The organism is Achromobacter sp. NPDC058515 (assembly GCF_042721735.1).
Lineage (GTDB): Bacteria > Pseudomonadota > Gammaproteobacteria > Burkholderiales > Burkholderiaceae_B > Achromobacter.
In genome coordinates this window covers 36397-57955 of the sequence record NZ_JBHXNI010000010.1, presented here as the reverse complement: position 1 = coordinate 57955, position 21559 = coordinate 36397, and the positions used below count along the sequence as shown (strand labels likewise).

The following is a 21559-nucleotide window of genomic DNA, read 5'->3' as shown; positions in this document are numbered from 1 at the left end:
GTAACTTATGAAAGCAATGACGGTGTCGAACGCTTTTTTCCGGCGCCTTCTGGCGGCTGTCGCGGCGGGCGTGATGTTGTCCACCGCCTATGTCCCCGATTCGGTTGCGCAGACGCCGCCGGCCGGGTTGCCTGACTTCACGAACATCGTCGAAAAGGCCGACCCCGCGGTCGTGAACATCCGCACCACGGCCACGGTGCCGGTGCGCGGACCCGGCGGCCCTGGCGGCAGCGACCCGTACGAGCTGTTCCGCTGGTTCTTCGGCCCCGAATTCCAGCCCCCGGGCGGCGGTCAGCCGTCGCCGAACCCGCGCCAGCGCCCGCAGCCTTCCCAGCCGGAAGAGCGCACGGTGCCGCGCGGCGTGGGCTCGGGCTTTTTCATTTCGGCCGACGGCTTCATCCTGACCAATAACCACGTGGTGGTGGATGCGACGGACATCTACGTGACCCTGACCGACGGCCGCGAATTCAAGGCCAAGGTCATCGGCACGGACGAGCGCACCGACGTGGCGCTCATCAAGATCGAAGCCAAGGACATGATCTCGCTGGTGATCGGCGACCCCAAGAAGCTGAAGAAGGGGCAGTGGGTGCTGGCCATCGGTTCGCCGTTCGGCCTGGATTCCACCGTGACCTCGGGCATCGTCAGCGCCATTGGCCGCGACACCGGCGAGTACCTGCCGTTCATCCAGACTGACGTCGCGGTCAACCCCGGCAACTCGGGCGGCCCGCTGATCAACCTGGAAGGCGAGGTGGTGGGCATCAATTCCCAGATCATTTCGCGCAGCGGCGGCTTCATGGGCATTTCGCTGGCCATTCCGATCGACGAAGCCATGCGCGTGGTGGACCAGTTGCGCGCCACGGGCAAGGTCACGCGCGGCCGCGTCGGCGTGCAGATCGGCGAAGTGGGCAAGGACGTGGCCGAGGCCATCGGGCTGCCCAAGGCCGAAGGCGCGCTGGTCAGCAGCGTGGAAGCCGAGGGCCCGGCCGAACAGGCCGGCGTCCAGCCGGGCGACGTCATCCTGAAGTTCAATAACGAGCCAATCAAGCGCTGGTCCGACCTGCCGCGCATCGTGGGCGAAACCAAGCCGGGCACGCGCGCCGACATGGAAGTGTGGCGCAAGGGCAAGAGCATGACGCTGTCGGTCAAGGTGGGCGAGATCCCGACCGAGAAGGCGGCTGCCGCCGGCAAGAAGGCGGCGCCCGTTCCCGAGGTGACCAATGCGCTGGGGCTGGGCGTGGTGGATGTGCCCGCCGACGTGCAGAAGAAGCTGCGCATCAAGGGCGGCGTCCAGGTGAAGGTCGCCGAGGGCGTGGCCGCCAAGGCCGGGCTGCAGGAAGGCGATATTGTGTTGGCCCTGAACGACACCGACGTCACCGGCGCCAAGCAGTTCGCCGAACTCGTGGCCAAGCTGGACAAGGGCCGGGCGGCAGGCCTGCTGGTGCGCCGCGGCGACCAGACGCAGTGGGTGGCGGTGCCGGCGTCGAAGTAGTCCGCGGAGAGCGCTTTTTGCCTCGGTACGGCGCCAGGCAAAAAAAAAGGCCCAAGACCAGCTAAAATGGCTGGTTGCCGCAAGAGGGGGCGCCAGGCGCCCCCTCGTTTTGCCCGGGCTAGTCCCGTCAGCGCCCTTCACGTCAGCCGTGCGTACTCCGGCGGCGGTGTCTTCCGGCAGTGTGCCGAGTGTTCCGTCCCTTATAAATTCAAGCATGCAGCATATTCGCAACTTCTCCATCATTGCCCACATCGATCATGGCAAATCGACCCTGGCCGATCGCCTGATCCAGCGCTGCGGCGGGTTGGCGGATCGCGAAATGTCGGCGCAGGTCCTCGACTCCATGGAAATCGAGCGCGAGCGCGGCATTACCATCAAAGCCCAGACTGCCGCCCTGCATTACAAGGCGCAGGACGGCAAGACCTACAACCTGAACCTGATCGACACCCCGGGGCACGTGGACTTCTCGTATGAGGTCAGCCGTTCCCTGTCGGCGTGCGAGGGCGCGCTGCTGGTGGTGGACGCGTCCCAGGGCGTCGAGGCCCAGACCGTCGCCAACTGCTACACCGCCATCGAGCTGGGCGTGGAAGTGCTGCCCGTGCTGAACAAGATGGACTTGCCGCAGGCCGACCCCGACGGCGCGCGCCAGGAAGTCGAGGACGTGATCGGCATCGACGCCTCGGAAGCCGTGCTAGCCAGCGCCAAGACCGGCATGGGCATCGACGAGATCCTCGAATCCATCGTGGCCCGCGTGCCGCATCCCAAGGGCGACCCCGATGCGCCGCTGCAGGCGCTCATCATCGACTCGTGGTTCGACAACTACGTGGGCGTCGTGATGCTGGTGCGCATCGTCAACGGCGTGCTCAAGCCCAAGGACAAGATCCTGCTGATGGCCTCCGGCGCCACCCACCTGTGCGAGCAGACCGGCGTGTTCACGCCCAAATCGCAGCAGCGCCCGCATCTGTCGGCGGGCGAGGTGGGCTTCATCATCGCCGGCATCAAGCAACTGGAAGACGCCAAGGTCGGCGATACCGTCACGCTGGCCAACAAGCCGGCCGCATCGGCGCTGCCCGGCTTCAAGGAAGTAAAGCCGCAGGTGTTCGCCGGCCTCTATCCGGTGGAAAGCTCCGAATACGACCAACTGCGCGATTCGCTCGACAAGCTCAAGCTGAACGACGCGGCGCTGATGTTCGAGCCGGAAGTCTCGCAGGCCCTGGGCTTCGGCTTCCGTTGCGGCTTCCTGGGCCTTCTGCACATGGAGATCGTGCAGGAGCGCCTGGAGCGCGAGTTCGACATGGACATCATCACCACCGCGCCGTCGGTGGTCTATGAGGTCGAGCAGCGCGACGGCTCCGTGATCACGGTGGAAAGCCCGTCGCGCATGCCGGAAGTGGGCAAGATCCAGGACATCCGCGAGCCCATCGTGAAGGTCACACTGTTCATGCCGCAGGACTATGTCGGTCCGGTCATGACGCTGTGCAATAACAAGCGCGGCTCCCAGGTCAACATGAGCTATCACGGCCGCCAGGTCCACCTGGTGTACGAGATCCCGCTGGCCGAGATCGTGCTGGACTTCTTCGACAAGCTGAAGTCGGTCTCGCGCGGCTACGCGTCGATGGACTACGAGTTCCTGGAGTACCGCTCCGCCGACGTGGTGCGCGTGGACCTGCTGATCAACAACGACCGGGTCGACGCGCTGGCCGTGATCGTCCACCGCAGCAACGCGCGCCACCGCGCCCGCGACGTGGTCACCCGCATGCGGGGCCTGATCCCGCGCCAGATGTTCGACGTGGTCATCCAGGCCGCCATCGGCGCTGAAATCATCGCGCGCGAGAACGTGAAGGCGCTGCGCAAGAACGTGCTGGCCAAGTGCTATGGCGGCGACATCTCGCGCAAGAAGAAGCTGCTGGAAAAGCAGAAGGCCGGCAAGAAGCGCATGAAGCAGGTGGGTAGCGTGGAAATCCCGCAGGAGGCGTTCCTGGCCATCCTGCAAGTGGAAGACAAGTAGAACCAAAAAAAGAAGGCGGTTAGCTGATGAGTTGGAACTTTGCCCTGATCCTGTTTGTTCTGCTGGTCTTGACCGGCATTATCTGGGTGCTTGATCTGGCGGTGCTGCGCAAGGGGCGCGAGCGGCGCGCTCAAGCGGCAATGGCGCAGTACGATGCGGCCCTGGTCGGCGACGCCCAGGAGACCGAGCGCCTGCGCCGGGAAGCCGGGGATGCCGCGCGGCGCGTGCCGTGGTGGATCGAATACGCGGTCAGCTTCTTTCCCGTCATCCTGTTCGTGTTCATGCTGCGCTCGTTCGTGGTGGAGCCGTTTCGCATTCCGTCGGGCTCCATGCTGCCGACGCTGCAATCGGGCGACCTGATCCTGGTGAACAAGTTCAGCTACGGCCTGCGCCTGCCCGTGATCGACAAGAAGGTCATCGCTGTCGGCACGCCGCAGCGCGGCGACGTGTTCGTGTTCCGCTATCCCGTGGATCCGGACGTGGACTACATCAAGCGCGTAGTGGGCCTGCCGGGCGACGAGATCGCTTACCTGGACAAAAAGCTGTACGTGAACGGCGAATTGGTGCCGCATGTGCGCGACGGCGACTACTTCGAGCCGGATCGTGTGTCGTATATCGCGCAATATAAAGAGAAGTTGGCCGAAGTTGACCATAAAATCCTGCTGGATGAGGGCAAGTCGCAGGATTATTCCCCGATGTGGCAATTTCCCAACCGCCAAAACTGCCAATACAGCCGCAATGGGGTACGCTGCAAGGTACCCGAAGGGAATTTTTTCGCCATGGGCGATAATCGGGATAACAGCGCTGACAGCCGATACTGGGGTTTCGTTCCTGAATCCAATATTGTCGGCCGCGCGTTCTTCATCTGGATGAACTTCAGCGATCTCAGCCGCATCGGCCGGTTCAACTGATTATGTCGCTAGCCACGCTAGAAAACCGCCTGGATCACCACTTCGGTGATCCAGCATTGCTTGAACAGGCGCTGACGCACCGCAGTCATGGTGCGCGCCATAACGAGCGCCTGGAATTCCTTGGGGATTCCGTGCTGAACTTCGTCGTGGCGGCGATGCTGTTCGAGCGCTATTCCAAAATCGATGAAGGCGACCTCTCGCGGCTGCGGGCCAATCTGGTCAAGCAGGCATCGCTGGCGGACATCGCCCAACGGTTGGAGCTGTCTCAGTACCTGCGGCTGGGCGAAGGCGAATTGAAGAGCGGCGGTTTCCGCCGGCCCTCCATCCTGGCGGACACGGTCGAAGCGATTTTCGGCGCCGTCTTCCTGGACGCGGGCTTTGACGCGGCACGCCGCGTAATCGTGCGCCAGTACCAGCCGGTGCTGGCCTCGGTAGACCCCAAGACCCTGGGCAAGGACGCCAAGACCTTGCTGCAGGAGTTCCTGCAGGGCCGCAAGCTGGCGCTGCCGTTGTACACGGTGGTGGCCACGCATGGCGCGGCCCACAGTCAGCAGTTCGAAGTCGAATGCGCCATCCCGGCGCTAGAGATCAAGGTTATGGCGCCCGGCGCCAGCCGCCGCGCCGCCGAGCAATCGGCGGCCAAGCTGGCGCTGGAGGCCGCGTTGGCCGTCAGCCCGGCGACCAAGGCTGCCCGCAAGTCGGGCAAGGCGCGCAAAACCGCGCAATTGTCGCTGCCCGTGGCAGTGGCTCAAGAGACTAAATGAGCGATACCCCTTTTCGTACCGGCTTCGTTGCCATCGTTGGCCGTCCCAATGTGGGCAAGTCCACGCTGACGAACGCCCTGATCGGTTCCAAGATCTCCATCGTGTCGCGCAAGGCGCAGACCACGCGCCACCGCATCCACGGCGTGCTGACCCGCGAGCACGAGCAATTCGTGTTCGTCGATACGCCGGGCTTCCAGACGCGCCATGGCGGCGCGATGAACCGCATGATGAACCGCGTCGTGACGCAGGCCCTGGCCGACGTGGACGTGGTGGTGCATGTGGTGGAAGCCGGCAAGTGGTCCGAAGGCGACGCCAAGCTGCTGCCGCTGCTGCCCAATCCGGAGCGCACCATCCTGGTCGTCTCCAAGATCGACGCGCTGAAGAACCGCGACGAGCTGTTCGCCTTCGTCTCCAAGATCATGGCGCTGCATCCCTTCGGCGCGGTCGTGCCGGTCAGCGCCACCAAGAACCAGCAGCTGGACCAGCTGCTGGAAGAAATCGCGACCCGCCTGCCGGAAGGCGAAGCGATGTTCGAAGAGGACACGCTGACCGACCGCCCCATGCGCTTCATCGCCGCCGAACTCGTGCGCGAGAAGATCTTCCGCCTGGTGGGCGACGAACTGCCCTATGGCTGCACCGTTGTCATCGAGCAATGGGAAGAGACGGCCAAGGGCGCGAGCATCAACGCCTGCGTGGTGGTCGAGCGCGACAGCCACAAGCCCATCCTGTTGGGCACGGGCGGCATGCACATGAAGCGCATCGCCTCGGAGGCGCGGCAGGACATCGCCAAGCTGCTGGACAAGCCCGTGCACCTGGAGGTCTACATCAAGGTGCGCAAGGGCTGGTCCGACCGCGAGGGTGCGCTGCGCGATCTGGGCTATGAGTAGACGGGCGCCACGCGTCCAGGATCGCCCGGGGTTTATGTTGCACGCCACGGCGTGGCGTGAAACATCCCTGATAGTTCAGACTTTCTCGCGCGATCATGGCTGCGTGGCCATGGTTGCCAAGGGCGCCAAGCGCCCTTATTCCGTCTTGCGTCCTGTGTTGTCCGCCTTTCAGCCGCTGCTGCTGTCATGGACCGGCAACGGCGAAGTCAAGACGCTGACGCGCGCCGAGATCGCGGGAATACGCCCGCTGGCCGGCTCCGCCCTGATGTCCGCCTGGTACATGAACGAGCTGCTCTTGCGCCTGTTGCCGCGCGAGGACGCGCATCCGCTGCTGTTCGACGCCTACGACATGGCCCTGCAGCAATTGTCCGGCGGCACCCGCGCGGCCGGCGCGCTGCGCCGTTTCGAATGGACCTTGCTGCGCGAGACCGGCTATGGCGTCGACGAGGCCACTCCCGATTTCGATGACCCGGTGATCGAGCCCGCACTGCGCAGCGATCTGCGCGCGCGCCTGGCCGAGAACCTGGCCGGCCGCCCGCTGTCGACGCGGCGCGTGCTGCTGGACCTGCAACGCATCTGAGCGCGGCCCGGTTCGCCCATGACCTTCACGCTCAAACAGGTCGAAACCTTCCGCACCGTCTATGAAACGGAAAGCGTGACCGCTGCCGCCCGGCGGCTGGATGTGTCGCCCGCTACGGTCAGCGCCACCCTGGCCGCGCTGGAGGCCAGCATCGAGCTGCGCCTGTTCGAGCGCGTGCGCCAGCGCATGCAGCGCACGCCCGAGGCCACGCTGCTATATGAGGAAATCCGCCGCCTGAATGTCGGCCTGGAAAGCCTTGCGCGCAAGATCCGCGCGATCCGCGGGGCAGCCCAGCCGCGGCTGCGCATCGGCTGCATCCATGCGTACAGCGGCGCCATCGTCAGCGACGCGATCTCGCGCTTTCGCACGCGCTATCCGGACACTCCGCTGTATCTGCAGATCCGCGATTCCAATACCTTGCGCGACATGGTGGTGTCGGGCGAACTCGACCTGGCGGCGGTCGCCGACGAATCGGAGCTGGAGGGGCTGCGGGGCCATCGGCTGGCCAGCCTGCGCGCGGTGGCGGTGTTTCCGGCGGGGCATGCGCTGGCGCGCCTGGAGCGCGTGGATTTTTCGCATCTGGCCGATGCGGACGTGATTGCCCTGAACGCGGAGGACGGCTCGCGCAAGCGGCTGGACTCGCTGCTGCGCCAGGCGGGCCGGAGCCTGAGGGTGGCCATCGAGACCCCGTATTCCAGCACCGTTTGTCAACTGGCGCTGGCGGGGCACGGGGTCGGCATCGCCAACCCCGCGACGGCGGTCGGCATGGAGGCGGCGGGCCTGTGCTATCGCCCGCTCGCGGCCCCGGTGCATTTCGAATGCCACATGATCCTGCATGGCAGCCGGCCCCTGTCCGAAGCAGGCAAATTCTGGGCCACCTGCCTGCGCGGCGCGCTGGCCCCGCTGATCGATCGTTTCGGCGTCTAGGACCGGGCGCCGCGATCAGTCGCGGCGCCCGTCGGACGTCACCATCAGCACCACCGACGACTCCGCGTCCAGCACGCCCGAGCGGCGCAGGCGCGACACCGCGGCCAGCGCGGCGGCGGACGACAGTTCGGCGCCGAGCCCCATGCGTTCGAGCCGCTGCTGCGCCTGGGCGGCGGCGGGATCGGGTATCTCCACGGGCGTGCCGCCCGAGCGCGACAAGGCTTCCAGCGACTGCAGCGTGCAGGTGCCGCCCGCGATGGAGTACTGGGCAGTCGCTCCCTCCCAGAGACCGCGCGCATCGCCCGAGGCGCGGGCCCGCGACAAGCGGGCGTAGGGCTCGACCGCGTGCAGGCGGGGCAGGCGCGCGATGCGCCCGCTATGCAGCAAGTGCTGCCAGCCCAGGAAAATTCCCCAGAGCAGATCGCCACGCGCCGTCGGCACGATGATGTCGGTGGGCAATCCGCAGCCATCCAGGATCTCCTGGGCGATGGGCTTGTAGCCCTCCACGCCGTAGGGATGCGTGCCGACAGGCGGATTGAGGTAGTTGGTGCCGGCGAACGCGCCCTGGTTGCGGCACAGGGCCGCCACGTACGGCCAGCGGCCCAGGCTGTCCTCGAAGACGCTGAGCCGCGCGCCGAAGCGCTGCATGGCTTCGCGCTGCAGGGGCGGGCAGGTGCGCGTGATGGCGATATCGGCCTGCAGGCCGGCCGCGGCGCAATAGGCGGCCAGCGAGACCCCGGCATTGCCGCTGGAGGCCGCCGCCACGCGGGTCGCGCCGGCCAGGCGGGCGCGCGACACCAGCTGAGCCGCCATGCGGTCCTTGTGACTGCCCGTGGGGTTGGCGCTTTCGCACTTGAGCCAAAGCTGGCCCACGCCTTCGGCGCGGGCCAGGTCGATCGCGTCCAGGCAGGGCGTGGCGCCTTCGCCCAGCGTGACGGGAGCCAGCACCGGCAAGGGGATGCCGCCGTCCGCCGGGGACGCCTCGTAGCGGCATTCCAGGGTGGCGGGATGGCCTGCGGCGAGGCAGCTCGGGCAGCCTTCGGGATAGTCGCCGGGCGGCCACAGGCTTGCGCAGCGGATACAGCGCAGGCCGGACAATCTAGGGTTCATCTGCATGGGTCAGTACTTTGATGCGAGGGAGTCCAGGGGGAGGGCGGGCGCGACCTGCAGCAGGCAGTCGCCGTCGTCGCTGCGGGCGATGGCGCGCAGGCAGACCACCGTGCCCGCTTGCGGGCTGAGCAGGGTGCGGATGGGGGTGTCGGGGCGGGCGGGTTCGATCAGGCTGCCGATGTCCTCGCCAGCGGCGACCGGTTGCCCCAGCTCGACGCCGGGCACGAACACGCCGGGTTCGCGGGCGCGCAGCGTGGCGGCGGGCGCGTCCAGGTCATAAAGGCGGATTTCCCGATTGCGCGGCAGGGGACGGTCCGGCAGCAGCCCCAGTGCGCCCAGGCAACCCAGCAGGCCATCGCGGCAGCGGTCCGCAAGGCTGCGGCTGGTTTCCCCGCCGCCGCCGATCTCGGCGCTCAGCCGCAGCACGCCATGGCGGCTGGCCGCGGCAGGCATGGACCCGGCCTCGTTGCCGCGGAAGAACACGCAATGGGGCAAGCCGAAGGCGCGCGCCAGGGCCGGCAGCCGCTCGTCGTAGGCGTCGTCGCCGTAGCGCGTGATCACCGATGACGGCAGATAGCGCAGGGATGCGCCGCCGCTGTGCACGTCCACCATGGCCTCTACGCGCGGCAGCAGCCGGGCCTCCAGCGCGGCCGCCACGCTTTCGGTGTAGCCGCGCGCCGGCGCGCCCAGGAAGGCGCGGTTCAGGTTGCCGCCGTCGGCGGGCGACAGCCGCGTGCCGGCCAGCGAGGCCTGCGCGTTGACGGCGGGCAGCAGGTAGACCGTGCCGCGTTGCAGGATGTCCGGCAGGCGGCGCCACAAGTCCAGGATGGCCGCCTGGCCCTCCCATTCATCGCCGTGCACGCCGGCGATCAGGGCAACGGCGGGGCCGGGCCCCGCCTCGACCCGCAACATGGGGATCGTGACGCGCCGGTAGGCCGACGCATTGGTCGCGGCGGCGACGGAGAAATCCTCGCGGCTTACGCGGACCATGCGGCGGCTCCCGCGCGGGCGCGCGCCCGCTTCAATCCAGCGTGGCGGCCTTGATGATGCTTTCCCATTTGGGCAGCTCCTTGCGAATCTGGGTCTGTACGTCTTGCGGCGTGCCGCCCAGGGGCTCCTGGGACCGGCTGCGCAATTCCTTGCTGACGTTGTCCGACCGCAGCGCCTGGTTCATCGCCGCATTCAGGCGGGCGATGACGGCGGGCGGCGTGCCGGCGGGCGCAACCAGCGCGCTCCAGGCGGACTGCTCGTAATCCGGGTAGCCCTGTTCGGCCACAGTCGGGACATCCGGGTTGGACGCCGCGCGGTTCCGGGTGGTGACGGCGAGCGCGCGCAGGCGCCCGTCCTTCAGGTTGCCGATCAGGGGCGGCAGGTTCTCCATCATGGAGTCGACGTGGCCGCCCAGCAGGTCGGAGAGCTGCGCGGCCGTGGCCTTGTAGGGGATCTGGCGCACGGCGGCGCCGGTTTGGGCGATGAATAGCTTCACGCCGACCTCGCTGGTCGTGCCCGGATCCGCCGAGGTCATGGTCAGGCGGTCGGGCTGGGCGCGGCTGGCTTCGATGAAGCTCTTCAGGTCGCGATAGGGCGAGGCGGCGTTCACCACGATGACGTTGGGGGTTTCGGCCACCAGGCCGATCGGCGTCATGTCGCGGTCCAGGTCATAGAGCTGCTGCTTGAACAGGAACCGGTGCAGCACCAGCGTGCCGACGTGGGCATAGCCAATGGTGTAGCCGTCGGCAGGAGCGCGCACCACGGCCTGGGTGCCGATGCGCCCGCCTGCGCCGACGCGGTTCTCCACGACCACGGGCTGTCCAAGCTGGCGGCTCATTTCCTGGCCGATCAGGCGGGCCGTGATGTCCGCGTTGCCGCCCGCCGCGGCCGGCACGATCAGCGTGATCGCGCGTTCGGGATAGTCGGCTTGCGCGCCGGGCGCGGCAAGGCAGAGCAACAGGGCGGCAAGGCAGGCAGTGCGTTTCATGACGATTCCCGAGGCGTTGAGAGCAGCGCCATTGTGCGGTCGCCATCGGAAGAATCTGTTTGTTCTTATGAGATGGTTGTTTGGAAAAAGCTAATGGTTATCCGGCTTGCGCTCGTCGGCCTGCTTTCCCAGCCCGTAGCCCACGGCGGCTGCGCCCAGGGCGACCGCCGCGCCCAGCAGCGCGATCAGCGCGGCGCCGTAGCCCAGCATGTCGACCCCCGCCTTGACCCAGCCGCTGGCCGCGTCTCCGCCGCGGTAGACCACGGTGTCGATGACGTTCTTGGTCTTGTATTTGTCTTCGGGCGGGACCGCGGTGAACAGCATTTCGCGCCCTGGCCGGATCAGGGCGTACTCCCCGGCCCGGCGCAGGATCATCGCGGCCGCGAGCACGCCGAAGACGGGAAAGGCCGCAAGCGCCAGGAACGACAGCCCCACGGCAAGCGGCACCGCGGTCAACAGGAAGCGCAGGCCCAGGCGGGCGGCCACCCGGCCCGTGATGAAGACCTGCGACAGCAGCGCCAGCGTCTGCACGGTGAAGTCCAGCGCGCTGAAGACGCGGATGCGCTGGGCCGTGTCCGGAAACGTGTCCGCCACCAGCCGCGCCTGCTCCATGTAGAGAAAGGTGTTGAGCGTGGCCAGCAGCACCACCAGCAGCGAAATGCCCAGGAGGTAGCGCGACCGGAAAATGCGCGAGATGCCGGCCAGGACGCCGCCTTCGATGGGGCGCTGCATGTCTTCCAGGCCGACCTCGGCGCGCGTGGCGGCGCGCCAGCGCAACAGCCACTGCTTGAGCGGCAGCGTGGCCGTCAGCAGCAGGGCCGACAGCAGGAGCAGCCCGGCCGGGCCCAGCGCGCCCGCCAGCAGGGCGCCCAGCAGCGGCCCGCAAAGCCCGCCCGCGCTGGCCCCGGCGGCAATCAGCGCGAACAGGCGCTTGGCCGATTCCATGCGGAACACGTCGGCCATCAGGCTCCAGGCCAGGGAGACGACGAACAGGTTGAACACGGACAGCCACACATAGAACGCGCGCGCCGCCCAGACGCTGCCGGGCTGCAGGAGGAGCAGCGCGGCGAACCCTGCCATGGTCAGGGCGAAGAGGGCGTACACCCAGGTCAGCAGGGTGGCGCGCGGCACGCGGGCCGACAGCCAGCCAAACAGCGGCACCACGGCCAGCGTGGCGACGAAGGTGGCCGTGAACAGCCATTGCAGCTGGTTCACGCCCGCCTGGATGCCCATGGTTTCGCGTATCGGGCGCAGCATGAAGTAGCCGCAGAACAGGAAGAAGAAAAACGCGAAGCCGCAGGCCGCCGGCGCCAGTTCTTCCTGCCTTATCCCCAACGCCTGCGCCGCGCGGGCGCGCCAGGACGAGAGGGCGGTCGCCACGGCGTCAGGCCAGCAGCGCGGCGATGCGTTCGCGCATGGCGGCGTCGGGCTGCCGGCCGAAGCCGGCCCGCGCGTTGTCCGCCATGTTGGCGGGCTTGGACGTGGCGGGAATGACGGCGGTGACGGCCGGGTGGCCGATGATGAACTTCAGGAATAGCTGCGCCCAGGACGTGCAGTCGATGTCGGCGGCCAGCGCGGGCAGCGCCACGCCCTTGACCTGGCGGAACAGCGCGCCGTCCTGGAAGGGACGGTTGATCAGCACCGCGACGCCATGGGCCTGGCACGCGGGCAGCAGGCGTTTTTCCGCGCTGCGCGAGCCGACGGACAGGTTCACCTGCAGGAAGTCGGGCTTTTCCCGTTCGACCAATTCCGCGAGCTCGTCGTGCGCGTAGTCGGTGTAGTGCGTGATGCCGATATAGCGGGTCAGGCCCTGCTGCTTCAGTTCGCGCAGCAGCGCGAGCTGGTTGCGGGTGTCGATCAGGTTGTGGACCTGGATCAGGTCCAGTTTCTCGCTGCCCAGCGCCTTCTGGGATTGCCGCACCTGGCGCATGGCCGATTCGCGGCCTTCCGTGCTGATCTTGGTGGCGAGGAAGACCCGGGCGCGCAAGCCGCCGTCGCGCGACAGCAGCGCCCCGGTGACGGCCTCGGCCTGCCCATAGCTGGGCGCGGTGTCGATGAGGCTGCCGCCCGCCTGCATGAGCGTCTCCAGCACCTGCGCGAGCGGCGCCATGGCGGCGGCGTCGCGGGGCGGCACGTTGAAGGTGTCGGCGGTGCCCAGTCCGATCACCGGCAGCGCTTCGCGCGAGGAGGGGATGGCGCGCGTGAGCATGGGGGGCGTCTGGCTCAGCGCCTGGGCGGCCCAGGCCGGGCCAAGCAGGGCGGCGCCGGCGGCGGTCTGGAGGAAGCGGCGGCGGTCTGGCATGGCGGGGCTCCGTCGGGGCAATGGAAAGATCGCCATGCCGCGCCCTGCGGGGCTTGCCGTGCGAGGGGGCGTTTTTGTCGTGGGGCGACCGGCAATAAAAAAGGGCCTACATGCGTATGCAGGCCCCCGGTACTGGTCTGGCGACTGGCGATTACTCGCGGTTGCCGCCGAAGATGCCCAGCAGCATCAGCAGGTTCGAGAAGACGTTGTAGACGTCCAGGTAGATGGCCAGGGTGGCGGACACGTAGTTGGTCTCGCCGCCATTAACCACGCGCTGCAGGTCGACCAGCATGAATGCCGAGAACACGACGATGGCCATGACCGAGATGGTCAGCATCAGCGCGGGCAACTGCAGGAAGATGTTGGCCAGGGCCGCCACCAGGATCACGACCGCGCCGATGAACAGGAATTTCTGCATTCCCGAGAGGTCGCGCTTGATGGTCGTGGCCAGGGTGGCCATCGTGCCGAAGACGATTGCGGTGCCGCCGAACGCCGTCATGACGAGTTGCGAGCCGTTGCTCATGCCCATCACGAAGCCGAGCAGGCGCGACAGCATGATGCCCATGAAGAACGTGAAGGCCAGCAGCAGGACCACGCCCATCGAGTTGTTCTTGTTCTTCTCGATGGCGAACATCATGCCGAACGCGCCCACCAGGAACACGATGGCCGACAGGCCCGGGCTGGCGCCCATGACTCGGTTGATGCCGGTGTAGAGGCCGACAGCGGCGCCCAGCACCGTGGGGACCAGCGACAGGGCCAAGAGCCAATAGGTGTTGCGCAGGACCTGGTTGCGCGCGACCTCGCCCGGCGCGCCGGCAACCTGGCCGGAACGGTTAAAAGGGGACGGACGATATTCGTTCATGGAGAACTCCTGTGTACGGCAAATATGGTGATTGCCTAGAAGGCTTAGATGCGAAGGATACCTTACAGTTCCCTGAAGAATCCAGTTTTTGGAAGGACTAGCCCGCGGGCCGGATGGTTTCCGCCGGGGGTTCAACCCGGCCTGACCCCATTGAGCACCCGGGAAACGATAACCGGTAATTCTGCATCCATGCGGGCCTGGATCTGGTCGATGGCGTCGGCCAGGGCTTCCCGCATGAGCTGCTCGACCTCGGCCTGCAGGCGGGCGGCCAGCACGGTCGCGTCGGGCAAGGGGGCGGCGGCATCCGCCACATCCGTCAGCAGGGGGAAGGCATCGTCAGCGTACGCCGGTCCGGGCTCGTTGGCCAGTTCCGTCAGCACGGGCGCATCGTCGTCGCCGGCGGGACCATATAGAGAGGGCTCGGCCCGCTGGGTCAGGGTGGGGATGCCGGGGTCGGTGGGGCGAGAGGGCATGGGGACTCCCGAAGTTCAAGAGGGCGCGGCGGACTGGCGCGCGCCGGGGGGCGGGTGTGGCGGTCAGCCGCCAGAAGGCTGGCGGCTGAGGTCGTGGCTTTGCGGCGTATGCCCGGCTGTCTGGTACACCCGCCAGCGCTGGCGCGCCGCCTGCTTGTCCTGCGGATCGTCCGAAACGATTTCAAGCAGGCGTTCGAAGGCGTCGAATCCAGGCGGGCAGTCGTCGTCGAGGTTCAGCAGCCAGGGCTGGGGCTGGTCGCCCTGGCTGGCCGCTTGCGCGGCCTGCCGCGGATCTCCGGCGGTCAGCACCACCGGGGTGTCGGAAGCCAGCGGGTCGTTGGCCAGCACGTGCGGCACGAAGGCGGTGTCGTCGAATGCCCAGAGCATGCGGTCGAACGCGGCCAGGCGCGCGCCGTCCTTACAGTACACCACCAGCCGCTGCCCCGCCAGGAAGCGCTTGCGCACGACCTGGCAGGCCATGCGCAGGCGGTCGGGCGCGCCGAAGGCGAAGTCGATGCGCGTCATGCCGGTGTCCGTTGCAGGCGCTTCAAGCCTGATCCAGCAGGTACTGCATCAGCAGGGGCACGGGGCGGCCCGTGGCGCCCTTGTCCTTGCCGCCGCGCCAGGCGGTGCCGGCGATGTCCAGGTGGGCCCACGGGTAGGCCTTGGTGAAGCGCGACAGGAAGCACGCCGCCGTCACCGCGCCGGCCGGAGGGCCGCCGATGTTGGCGAGGTCGGCGAAGTTGGACTTGAGCTGTTCCTGGTAGGCGTCGTCCAGCGGCAAGCGCCACGCGGTGTCGAGCGACTGGCGGCCGGCGGCCGCGAGCGCGTCGGCCAGGGCGTCGTCCTTGGAGAACAGCCCCGTGTTGACGTTGCCCAGGGCCACGACGCAAGCGCCGGTCAGCGTGGCGATGTCGATGACGGCCGAAGGCTTGAAGCGCTCGGCGTAGGTCAGCGCGTCGCACAGGACCAGGCGGCCTTCGGCGTCGGTGTTCAGGATCTCGATGGTCAGGCCGGCCATGCTGGTGACGACGTCGCCCGGCTTGTTGGCCTTGCCGCTGGGCAGGTTCTCGCAAGCCGGAATCAGGCCGACCACATCCAGCGGCAGCTCCAGTTCGGCCAGGGCGCGGAACGAGCCCAGCACGCTGGCGGCGCCGCACATGTCGTACTTCATTTCGTCCATGGTGGCCGCGGGCTTGAGCGAGATGCCGCCGGCGTCGAAGGTAATGCCCTTGCCGACCAGCACGATCGGGCCCTGCGCGCTCTTGGCGCCCTTCTTGGCCGCCTTGGCGCCGGCGTGGCGCAGCACGATGAAGCGCAGCGCTTCCTCGGAGCCGCGGGCCACTGACAGGAACGAGCCCATGCCCAGCGCCTCGACCTGCTTCCTGTCCAGGACTTCGACCTTCAGCGACTTGAACTCGCGCGCCAGGCGCTTTGCGGTGTCGCCGAGATAGGTGGGGGTGCAGATGTTGCCCGGCAGGTTGCCCAGGGTGCGGGTCAGTTCCATGCCGTTGGCGATGGCGCCGCCTTCGCGCAGGCCTTTCTGGGCCTGGGCGGCGTCGGCGCGCTCGACAACCTGGACGATCTTCTTGAGCTTGGGGCGGGCGTCGCGGTCGGGCTTGCCGAAGCTGGCGTCGTAGTGATAGGTGGCGCTGCCGGCCGCAACGGCGGCGCAGCGGGCGCGGGCGGCGACGGCGACATCGGCGATCGGGTTGGCGACCAGCGTGGACACGCCTTCGGCGAGCTGGGCGGCGGCGCAGACCGACGCAAAGGCCTGTTCGGCCGATGCGTGGACGCGGGCCGAGTATTCGTCTTGCTTGCCCAGGCCCACGAGGACCACGCGTTGCGCGGCGACGCCCGGCAGGTTGCGCAGCGTCAGGGTGGAACCGGCGCGGCCGCGGAACTCGCTCTTGACCACCGAGCGCACGGCGCCGTTGGAAGCGCGGTCGATGAGGTCGGCGGCGGGGCTCAACACGCCATCCGCGTACACGCCGACGGCGAGGGCGGCGGTTTTGACTTGGTGCAGGGAAGCAGTGGTCTGTGTGCTAAATTCCATGAGGGTTTCCCGTGTGCGTCTGTGTATGATGCGGTCGATTATCCCGCATATTCTCCCATGTCTCTATTTAAACGCTCTGTCGTCAGCGAGATCACCAGTCACGCTGGCGTTGTCTTTTCCACGTTGCTCGTCGTGTGGCTCAGCGTGCTTCTCGTGCGCCTGCTCGGCGAGGCGGCGGGCGGCAACATCGGAGCGGACGTCGTGCTGGTGCTGGCCGCGCTGTCGACCATCACCGCGCTGCCGACCATTCTGGCGGTCTCCATCTTCATCGCGGTGCTGACCACGGTTACGCGCAATTACCGCGAATCCGAAATGGTGGTGTGGTTCGCCAGCGGCTTGTCTCTTGCCGACTGGCTCAAGCCCGTGCTGCGCGTCGCGGTTCCCGTGGCGGTGGCGGTGGCGGGCCTGACGCTGGTGGCGTCGCCTTGGGCCTACCGCCAGATCGGCGAATACCACGAACGGTTCGAGCAGCGTTCCGACCTGTCCAAGGTCACCGCCGGCCAGTTTGCGGAATCCTCCGGCGGCAGCCGCGTGTTCTTCGCGGAAGATCCCGTCCGCCCCGAGGACGAACTCGGCAACGTGTTCGCGCGCGAGATCGGTCCCGAATGGCTGAGCGTGCTGACCGCAAGCAGCGCGCACAGCGAGACCCAGCCCAACGGCGACCGCTTCCTGGTGCTGGGCGAAGGCCATCGCTATGACCTGAAGCCGGGCACGCCCGAGATCCGGCTGGTGCATTTTGAAAAGTACGGCCTGCGCCTGGAAAGCAAGTCGGGCAGCGATCCCGTGGCCGAGGCCCGCGCCGCGGCGGAACGTTCGTCCAAGGCGCGCACCACGCCGCAGCTCATGCAAGACAACACCGACAGCAGCTGGTCGCAGGTCATGTGGCGCATTTCGCTGCCGCTGGCGGCGCTGAACCTGGCCTTGCTGGCCATTCCGCTGGGGGCGGTGAACCCGCGCCTGGGGCGTTCGGGCGACCTGCTCATCGCCGGCCTGGTGGGCCTGCTCTACATGAACATGATCAACCTGTCGCGCGCCTGGATTTCCAGCGGCAAGCTCAGCTTTGGCGTGGGCGTGTGGGCGATCCACGGCGCGGTGGCGCTGCTGACCGTCTTCCTGCTGATGCGGCGCCTGCGCGTGAAGGCGCCCAAGGACGGCGCATAGCGGCCCGGCATGGGGCCGCCGTCAGGGCAGGTATTTCATCGTGCCGCGTTTGCCGGCCAGCAGGTCGGCGTTCTTTAGCACCGACTTGCGGATGAACTCCCACAGGACCGTCACGCGCTTGAGTTTGCGCAGGTCTTCATGGCAGTACATCCAGAACGAGCGCGTGATCGCGATCTCGTTCTCCAGCACCGGTTTCAGCCGCGGGTCCTGCGCCGCGATGAAGCACGGCAGGATGGCCAGCGACTGGCCCTGCAGCGCGGCGTGGTACTGCGCCACCACGCTGGTGCTGCGCAGCACCACCTTGCTGGCGGGCAGCAGGTCTTCCAGATAGCGCAGGCGCTCGCTGAACAAGAGTTCGTCCACATAGCCGATGAAGGTGTGGTCCGCCAGGTCCGCGCGCTCGTGGATCGGCGCATGGCGCGCCAGATAGCCGGGCGTGCCGTACAGGCGCAGCGTGTAATCGCACAGCTTGCTGCACACGTAGGGGCCGCGCTGCGGGCGCTCGATGGTGATGGCCAGGTCGGCCTCGCGCTTGGACAGGCTGACAAAGCGCGGCACCGGCAGGATATCCAGGGTGATGTGCGGATAGCGCCGCTGGAAGTCCGCCGCGAGCGGCGTCAGCACGTAGCTGCCGAAGCCTTCCGTGGCGCCGATGCGCAGATGGCCCGACAGCGCCTGGCCGATGCCCGACAGGTTTTCGCGGGCCGTATGCACGGTGCTTTCCATTTGCTCGGCATGCACGAACAGCCGCTGGCCGTCGTCCGTCAGCACGAATCCGGCGCTACGCGATTTCTCGAACAGCAGCGTGTCCAGCTCGGTTTCCAGCGCCCGGATGCGGCGCGACACGGTGGTGTGCTCCACGCCCAGCTTGCGCGCGGCCGCGCTGACGCGCTGGGTGCGGGCCACTTCCAGGAAATAACGCAGGCTGTCCCAATCGAGCACGATCCGCCTCTCCGGCCCCCCGCGGCAGGGTGCGCGGCGGGCAAATTCTAGTTGTGCATGAATGCACAAGGAATGTGCATTTCTGGTGTTGCTTGTTGATTTTCACACATCTACACTGGATCGGCAGGCCTTGGGGCGTTGCCCTGGGAGCCGCAGGCCGCGAAGACGGCGCGTAACGCTAAAACTCAGCGCATAAAACTCAGGAGACAAATCCATGAAATTGCACGCACGCGGGCTGGCCGCAGGCTTGTGTCTGGGCGCCGTATTGGTCGGCCAGGCTCACGCGGCCGACAAGCCGCCAGTGAAGATCGGCATTCTGACGGATATGTCCGGCACCTATGCCGGCATGGGGGGAGCGGGTTCGGTGGCGGCGGCGCAATTGGCGATCGACGACTGCCTGGCCGCGGAATGCAAGGGCATGAAGATCGAGCTGGTGTCCGCGGACAACCAGAACAAGGCGGACGTGGGAGCGGCCAAGGCGCGAGAATGGTTCGACCGCGACGGCGTCACCGCCATCGCCGACCTGACCAACTCCGCCGTGGCGCTTGCCGTGCAAGGCATCGCGCGGGAAAAGAACAAGGTCGTGATGTTCTCCGGCCCGGCCACCACCGCGCTGACCAACAAGGAATGCTCGCCCGTCGGCTTTCACTGGATGTTCGACACGTATTCGCAGTCCGCGGGCGGCGCCAAGGCCACCGTGCGCGCTGGCGGCAAGTCCTGGTTCTTCATTACCGTGGACTACGCGTTCGGCCACTCGCTGGAAGCCGATACGGTCAAGGCCGTGCAGGCGCTGGGCGGGACCGTTGCCGGCAGCGTCCGCCATCCCCTGAACGCCCCCGACTTCGCGTCCTACCTGCTGCAGGCGCAAAGCTCCAAGGCGCAGGTGGTGGCGCTGGCCAACGGCGGCCAGGACACGGTCAATGCCGTCAAGCAGGCGCGCGAGTTCGGCATTGTGGCCGGCGGCCAGCGCCTGGTGTCCCTGCTGATCTTCCTGTCCGACCTGCGTGCGCTCGGCCTGGAGAACGCCCAGGGGCTGTCGTATGTGGACGGCTTTTACTGGGACTACGACGACGCGTCGCGGCAATGGTCCGCGCGCTTCGAAAAGGCCTTCCGCGGCCTGAAGCCCACGATGACGCAGGCCGGCGTGTATTCGAGCGTGCAGCATTACCTGCGCTCGGTGGCAGCCTCCGGCAGCACCGACGGCAAGGTCGTGGCCGACAAGATGCGCGAGCTGCCCATCAAGGATCCGATCATGCGCAATGCGTCGATTCGTCCCGATGGCCGCGTGATCCACGATATGTACCTCTATGAAGTCAAGAAGCCCGCGGAATCCAAGGGCGGCTGGGACTATTCCAAGCTCGTGGCCACCATCCCGGCGGCCGAGGCCTTCCAGCCCCTGTCCGATTCCTTGTGCCCGCTGGTGAAGAAATAAGCCGGGTCCAACCCGCCGGCGCCCGCGGATTCCGGTCCGGCGGCGCGCCGCAGTATCCAAGAACGCGGATTTCGTCCGCATCGACTACGCAGTGTGAGGAGCATCAAAATGAGTGAAGTCCCGCGCGTTCCGCTACTGATCGGCGGCAAGCTAGTGCAGTCCAAAACCACCGAATGGCGAGACGTGATCAACCCCGCCACCCAGGAGGTCGTCGCCAAGGTTCCCTTCGCCACGCGCGAAGAGCTGGACCTGGCCGTCTCCAACGCCAAGGAGGCCTTCAAGACCTGGCGCAACAGCGGGCAGGGCGCGCGGATGCGCGTCATGCTGAAGTTCCAGGAGCTGCTGCGCGCCAATACCGGCAAGCTGGCCGAGATGATCACCCGCGAGCACGGCAAGACGCTGCCGGACGCCGAGGGCGAAATCGGCCGCGGCCTGGAAGTGGTCGAGCACGCCTGCTCGATCGCCAATCTGCAATTGGGCGAGTACGCCGAAAACGCCGCCTCCGGCATCGACGTCTACACGCTGATCCAGCCGCTGGGCGTGTGCGCGGGCATCACCGCGTTCAACTTCCCGGTCATGCTGCCGTGCTTCATGTTCCCGATCGCCGTGGCCTGCGGCAACAGCTTCGTGCTCAAGCCCTCTGAACAGGATCCGACCTCGTCGCTGTTCCTGGCCCAGCTGGCGCTGGAAGCCGGCCTGCCCCCGGGCGTGCTGAACGTCGTGCATGGCGGCCCGGAAACGGCCAATGGCCTGTGCGAGCACCCGGACATCAAGGCGGTGTCGTTCATCGGTTCCACCCGCGTGGGCACCGAGATCTACAACCGCGCATCGGCCGCCGGCAAGCGCTGCCAGTCGATGATGGGCGCCAAGAACCACTGCGTGATCCTGCCGGACGCCGATCCGGAAGTCGCGCTGAACCAGCTGGTGGGCGCCGCCTTCGGCGCGGCGGGCCAGCGCTGCATGGCTTCGTCCGTGGCAGTGCTGGTGGGCGACGCGCGCAACTGGCTGCCCGATTTCGTCGAGCGTTCCAAGAGGCTCAAGGTCAATTCCGGCACCGACCGCGAAGCCGACCTGGGCCCGCTGGTCTCGCCCAATGCCAAGAAGCGCGTCGAAAGCCTGATCCAGAAGGGCGTGGACGAAGGCGCCAAGCTGCTCCTGGACGGCCGCAACCTGAAGGTGTCGGGCTTCGAACAGGGCAACTTCGTGGGCCCGACGATCTTTGACGGCGTGGACGAAAACATGACCATCTACACCGAGGAAATCTTCGGGCCGGTCCTGTGCTGCGTCGGGGTGGAAACCCTGGAAGACGCGGTGGCGTTCATCAACCGCAACCCCAACGGCAACGGCGTGGCGCTGTTTACCCAGGACGGCGGCGCGGCGCGTTACTTCCAGAACAACATCGACGTGGGCCAGGTGGGCATTAACGTGCCGATCCCCGTGCCGGTGGCGTGGTTCAGCTTCACCGGTTCGCGCGGCTCCAAGCTGGGCGACCTGGGCCCCAACGGCAAGCAGGCGGTCCAGTTCTGGACGCAGACCAAGACCGTCACGGCGCGCTGGTCCGCGCACGCCAAGACCGTGAACACCACCATCTCGATGCGCTGAAAGGGGGACGCCTTGTCCCTAAGCTTATACGAATAAGTTATATGACAAGGTGTTCTTATTACTTATAATTGGTCC

20 protein-coding genes are annotated in these 21559 nt (G+C 67.0%); 10 read left to right on the top strand and 10 right to left on the bottom strand.

The window, feature by feature from the left end:
- Window positions 1–7 precede the first annotated feature (7 nt).
- From ACFWP0_RS17890 to ACFWP0_RS17860, 7 genes are all read left to right on the top strand, one after another.
- Entirely contained in the window at window positions 8–1489 is a 1482-nt protein-coding gene (locus tag ACFWP0_RS17890) for a DegQ family serine endoprotease (protein ID WP_377844224.1), read from the top strand.
- Window positions 1490–1703: 214 nt separating this feature from the next.
- Window positions 1704–3497 (top strand): translation elongation factor 4, encoded by a 1794-nt coding sequence (lepA, locus tag ACFWP0_RS17885; RefSeq protein WP_377844222.1) that lies wholly within the window; start codon window positions 1704–1706, stop codon window positions 3495–3497.
- A gap of 26 nt (window positions 3498–3523) precedes the next feature.
- Complete coding sequence (gene lepB / locus ACFWP0_RS17880; protein ID WP_377844220.1) at window positions 3524–4408, top strand: signal peptidase I; 885 nt, start codon at window positions 3524–3526, stop codon at window positions 4406–4408.
- Window positions 4409–4410: 2 nt separating this feature from the next.
- Window positions 4411–5172 carry a ribonuclease III gene (rnc, locus tag ACFWP0_RS17875; protein ID WP_377844218.1) on the top strand — a complete coding sequence of 254 codons (762 nt, stop codon included), beginning with the start codon at window positions 4411–4413 and terminating at the stop codon, window positions 5170–5172.
- Complete coding sequence (era, locus tag ACFWP0_RS17870; RefSeq protein WP_377844216.1) at window positions 5169–6059, top strand: GTPase Era; 891 nt, start codon at window positions 5169–5171, stop codon at window positions 6057–6059. The genes rnc and era overlap by 4 nt, the downstream gene beginning before the upstream one ends.
- Window positions 6052–6639, top strand: a complete 588-nt coding sequence (gene recO, locus ACFWP0_RS17865; protein WP_008161966.1) for a DNA repair protein RecO — start codon at window positions 6052–6054, stop codon at window positions 6637–6639. Before era ends, recO begins: the two co-directional genes overlap by 8 nt.
- A gap of 18 nt (window positions 6640–6657) precedes the next feature.
- Window positions 6658–7566 carry a LysR family transcriptional regulator gene (locus ACFWP0_RS17860; protein ID WP_377844214.1) on the top strand — a complete coding sequence of 303 codons (909 nt, stop codon included), beginning with the start codon at window positions 6658–6660 and terminating at the stop codon, window positions 7564–7566.
- 15 nt (window positions 7567–7581) lie between these two features.
- Here ACFWP0_RS17860 and ACFWP0_RS17855 read toward each other — a convergent pair whose 3' ends face one another.
- The 9 genes from ACFWP0_RS17855 to ACFWP0_RS17815 form a co-directional block, all read right to left on the bottom strand.
- Window positions 7582–8682 (bottom strand): pyridoxal-phosphate dependent enzyme, encoded by a 1101-nt coding sequence (locus ACFWP0_RS17855; protein WP_377844212.1) that lies wholly within the window; start codon window positions 8680–8682, stop codon window positions 7582–7584.
- 3 nt (window positions 8683–8685) lie between these two features.
- Window positions 8686–9666, bottom strand: coding sequence for a succinylglutamate desuccinylase/aspartoacylase family protein (locus ACFWP0_RS17850; RefSeq protein ID WP_377844211.1), 981 nt, complete (start codon window positions 9664–9666; stop codon window positions 8686–8688).
- A gap of 31 nt (window positions 9667–9697) precedes the next feature.
- Window positions 9698–10654, bottom strand: coding sequence for a Bug family tripartite tricarboxylate transporter substrate binding protein (locus tag ACFWP0_RS17845; RefSeq protein WP_377844209.1), 957 nt, complete (start codon window positions 10652–10654; stop codon window positions 9698–9700).
- A gap of 90 nt (window positions 10655–10744) precedes the next feature.
- Window positions 10745–12034, bottom strand: a complete 1290-nt coding sequence (locus tag ACFWP0_RS17840) for an NTP/NDP exchange transporter (RefSeq protein WP_377844207.1) — start codon at window positions 12032–12034, stop codon at window positions 10745–10747.
- Between the two features lie 4 nt (window positions 12035–12038).
- Complete coding sequence (locus ACFWP0_RS17835; protein WP_377844205.1) at window positions 12039–12956, bottom strand: aldo/keto reductase; 918 nt, start codon at window positions 12954–12956, stop codon at window positions 12039–12041.
- A 151-nt stretch (window positions 12957–13107) separates the two neighbouring features.
- Entirely contained in the window at window positions 13108–13818 is a 711-nt protein-coding gene (locus tag ACFWP0_RS17830) for a Bax inhibitor-1/YccA family protein (protein WP_377844204.1), read from the bottom strand.
- A 131-nt stretch (window positions 13819–13949) separates the two neighbouring features.
- A complete protein-coding gene (locus tag ACFWP0_RS17825) occupies window positions 13950–14291 on the bottom strand; it encodes a hypothetical protein (protein WP_377844202.1) in 342 nt (113 codons plus the stop codon).
- A 63-nt stretch (window positions 14292–14354) separates the two neighbouring features.
- Window positions 14355–14816 (bottom strand): DNA polymerase III subunit chi, encoded by a 462-nt coding sequence (locus ACFWP0_RS17820; RefSeq protein ID WP_377844200.1) that lies wholly within the window; start codon window positions 14814–14816, stop codon window positions 14355–14357.
- Between the two features lie 22 nt (window positions 14817–14838).
- Window positions 14839–16347 carry a leucyl aminopeptidase gene (locus tag ACFWP0_RS17815; protein ID WP_377844199.1) on the bottom strand — a complete coding sequence of 503 codons (1509 nt, stop codon included), beginning with the start codon at window positions 16345–16347 and terminating at the stop codon, window positions 14839–14841.
- A 57-nt stretch (window positions 16348–16404) separates the two neighbouring features.
- Here ACFWP0_RS17815 and lptF point away from each other — a divergent pair, with 57 nt between their 5' ends.
- Window positions 16405–17508, top strand: a complete 1104-nt coding sequence (gene lptF, locus ACFWP0_RS17810; RefSeq protein WP_377844197.1) for an LPS export ABC transporter permease LptF — start codon at window positions 16405–16407, stop codon at window positions 17506–17508.
- Between the two features lie 21 nt (window positions 17509–17529).
- Here the strand turns inward: lptF and ACFWP0_RS17805 are convergent, their stop codons facing one another.
- On the bottom strand, window positions 17530–18450 hold the full coding sequence (locus ACFWP0_RS17805; RefSeq protein WP_377844195.1) for a LysR family transcriptional regulator: 921 nt from the start codon (window positions 18448–18450) through the stop codon (window positions 17530–17532).
- Between the two features lie 214 nt (window positions 18451–18664).
- On the opposite strand from ACFWP0_RS17805, the gene ACFWP0_RS17800 reads away from it, so the two are divergent.
- Complete coding sequence (locus tag ACFWP0_RS17800) at window positions 18665–19882, top strand: ABC transporter substrate-binding protein (RefSeq protein WP_377844194.1); 1218 nt, start codon at window positions 18665–18667, stop codon at window positions 19880–19882.
- Between the two features lie 108 nt (window positions 19883–19990).
- Complete coding sequence (locus ACFWP0_RS17795) at window positions 19991–21484, top strand: CoA-acylating methylmalonate-semialdehyde dehydrogenase (RefSeq protein ID WP_377844192.1); 1494 nt, start codon at window positions 19991–19993, stop codon at window positions 21482–21484.
- Window positions 21485–21559 lie beyond the last annotated feature (75 nt).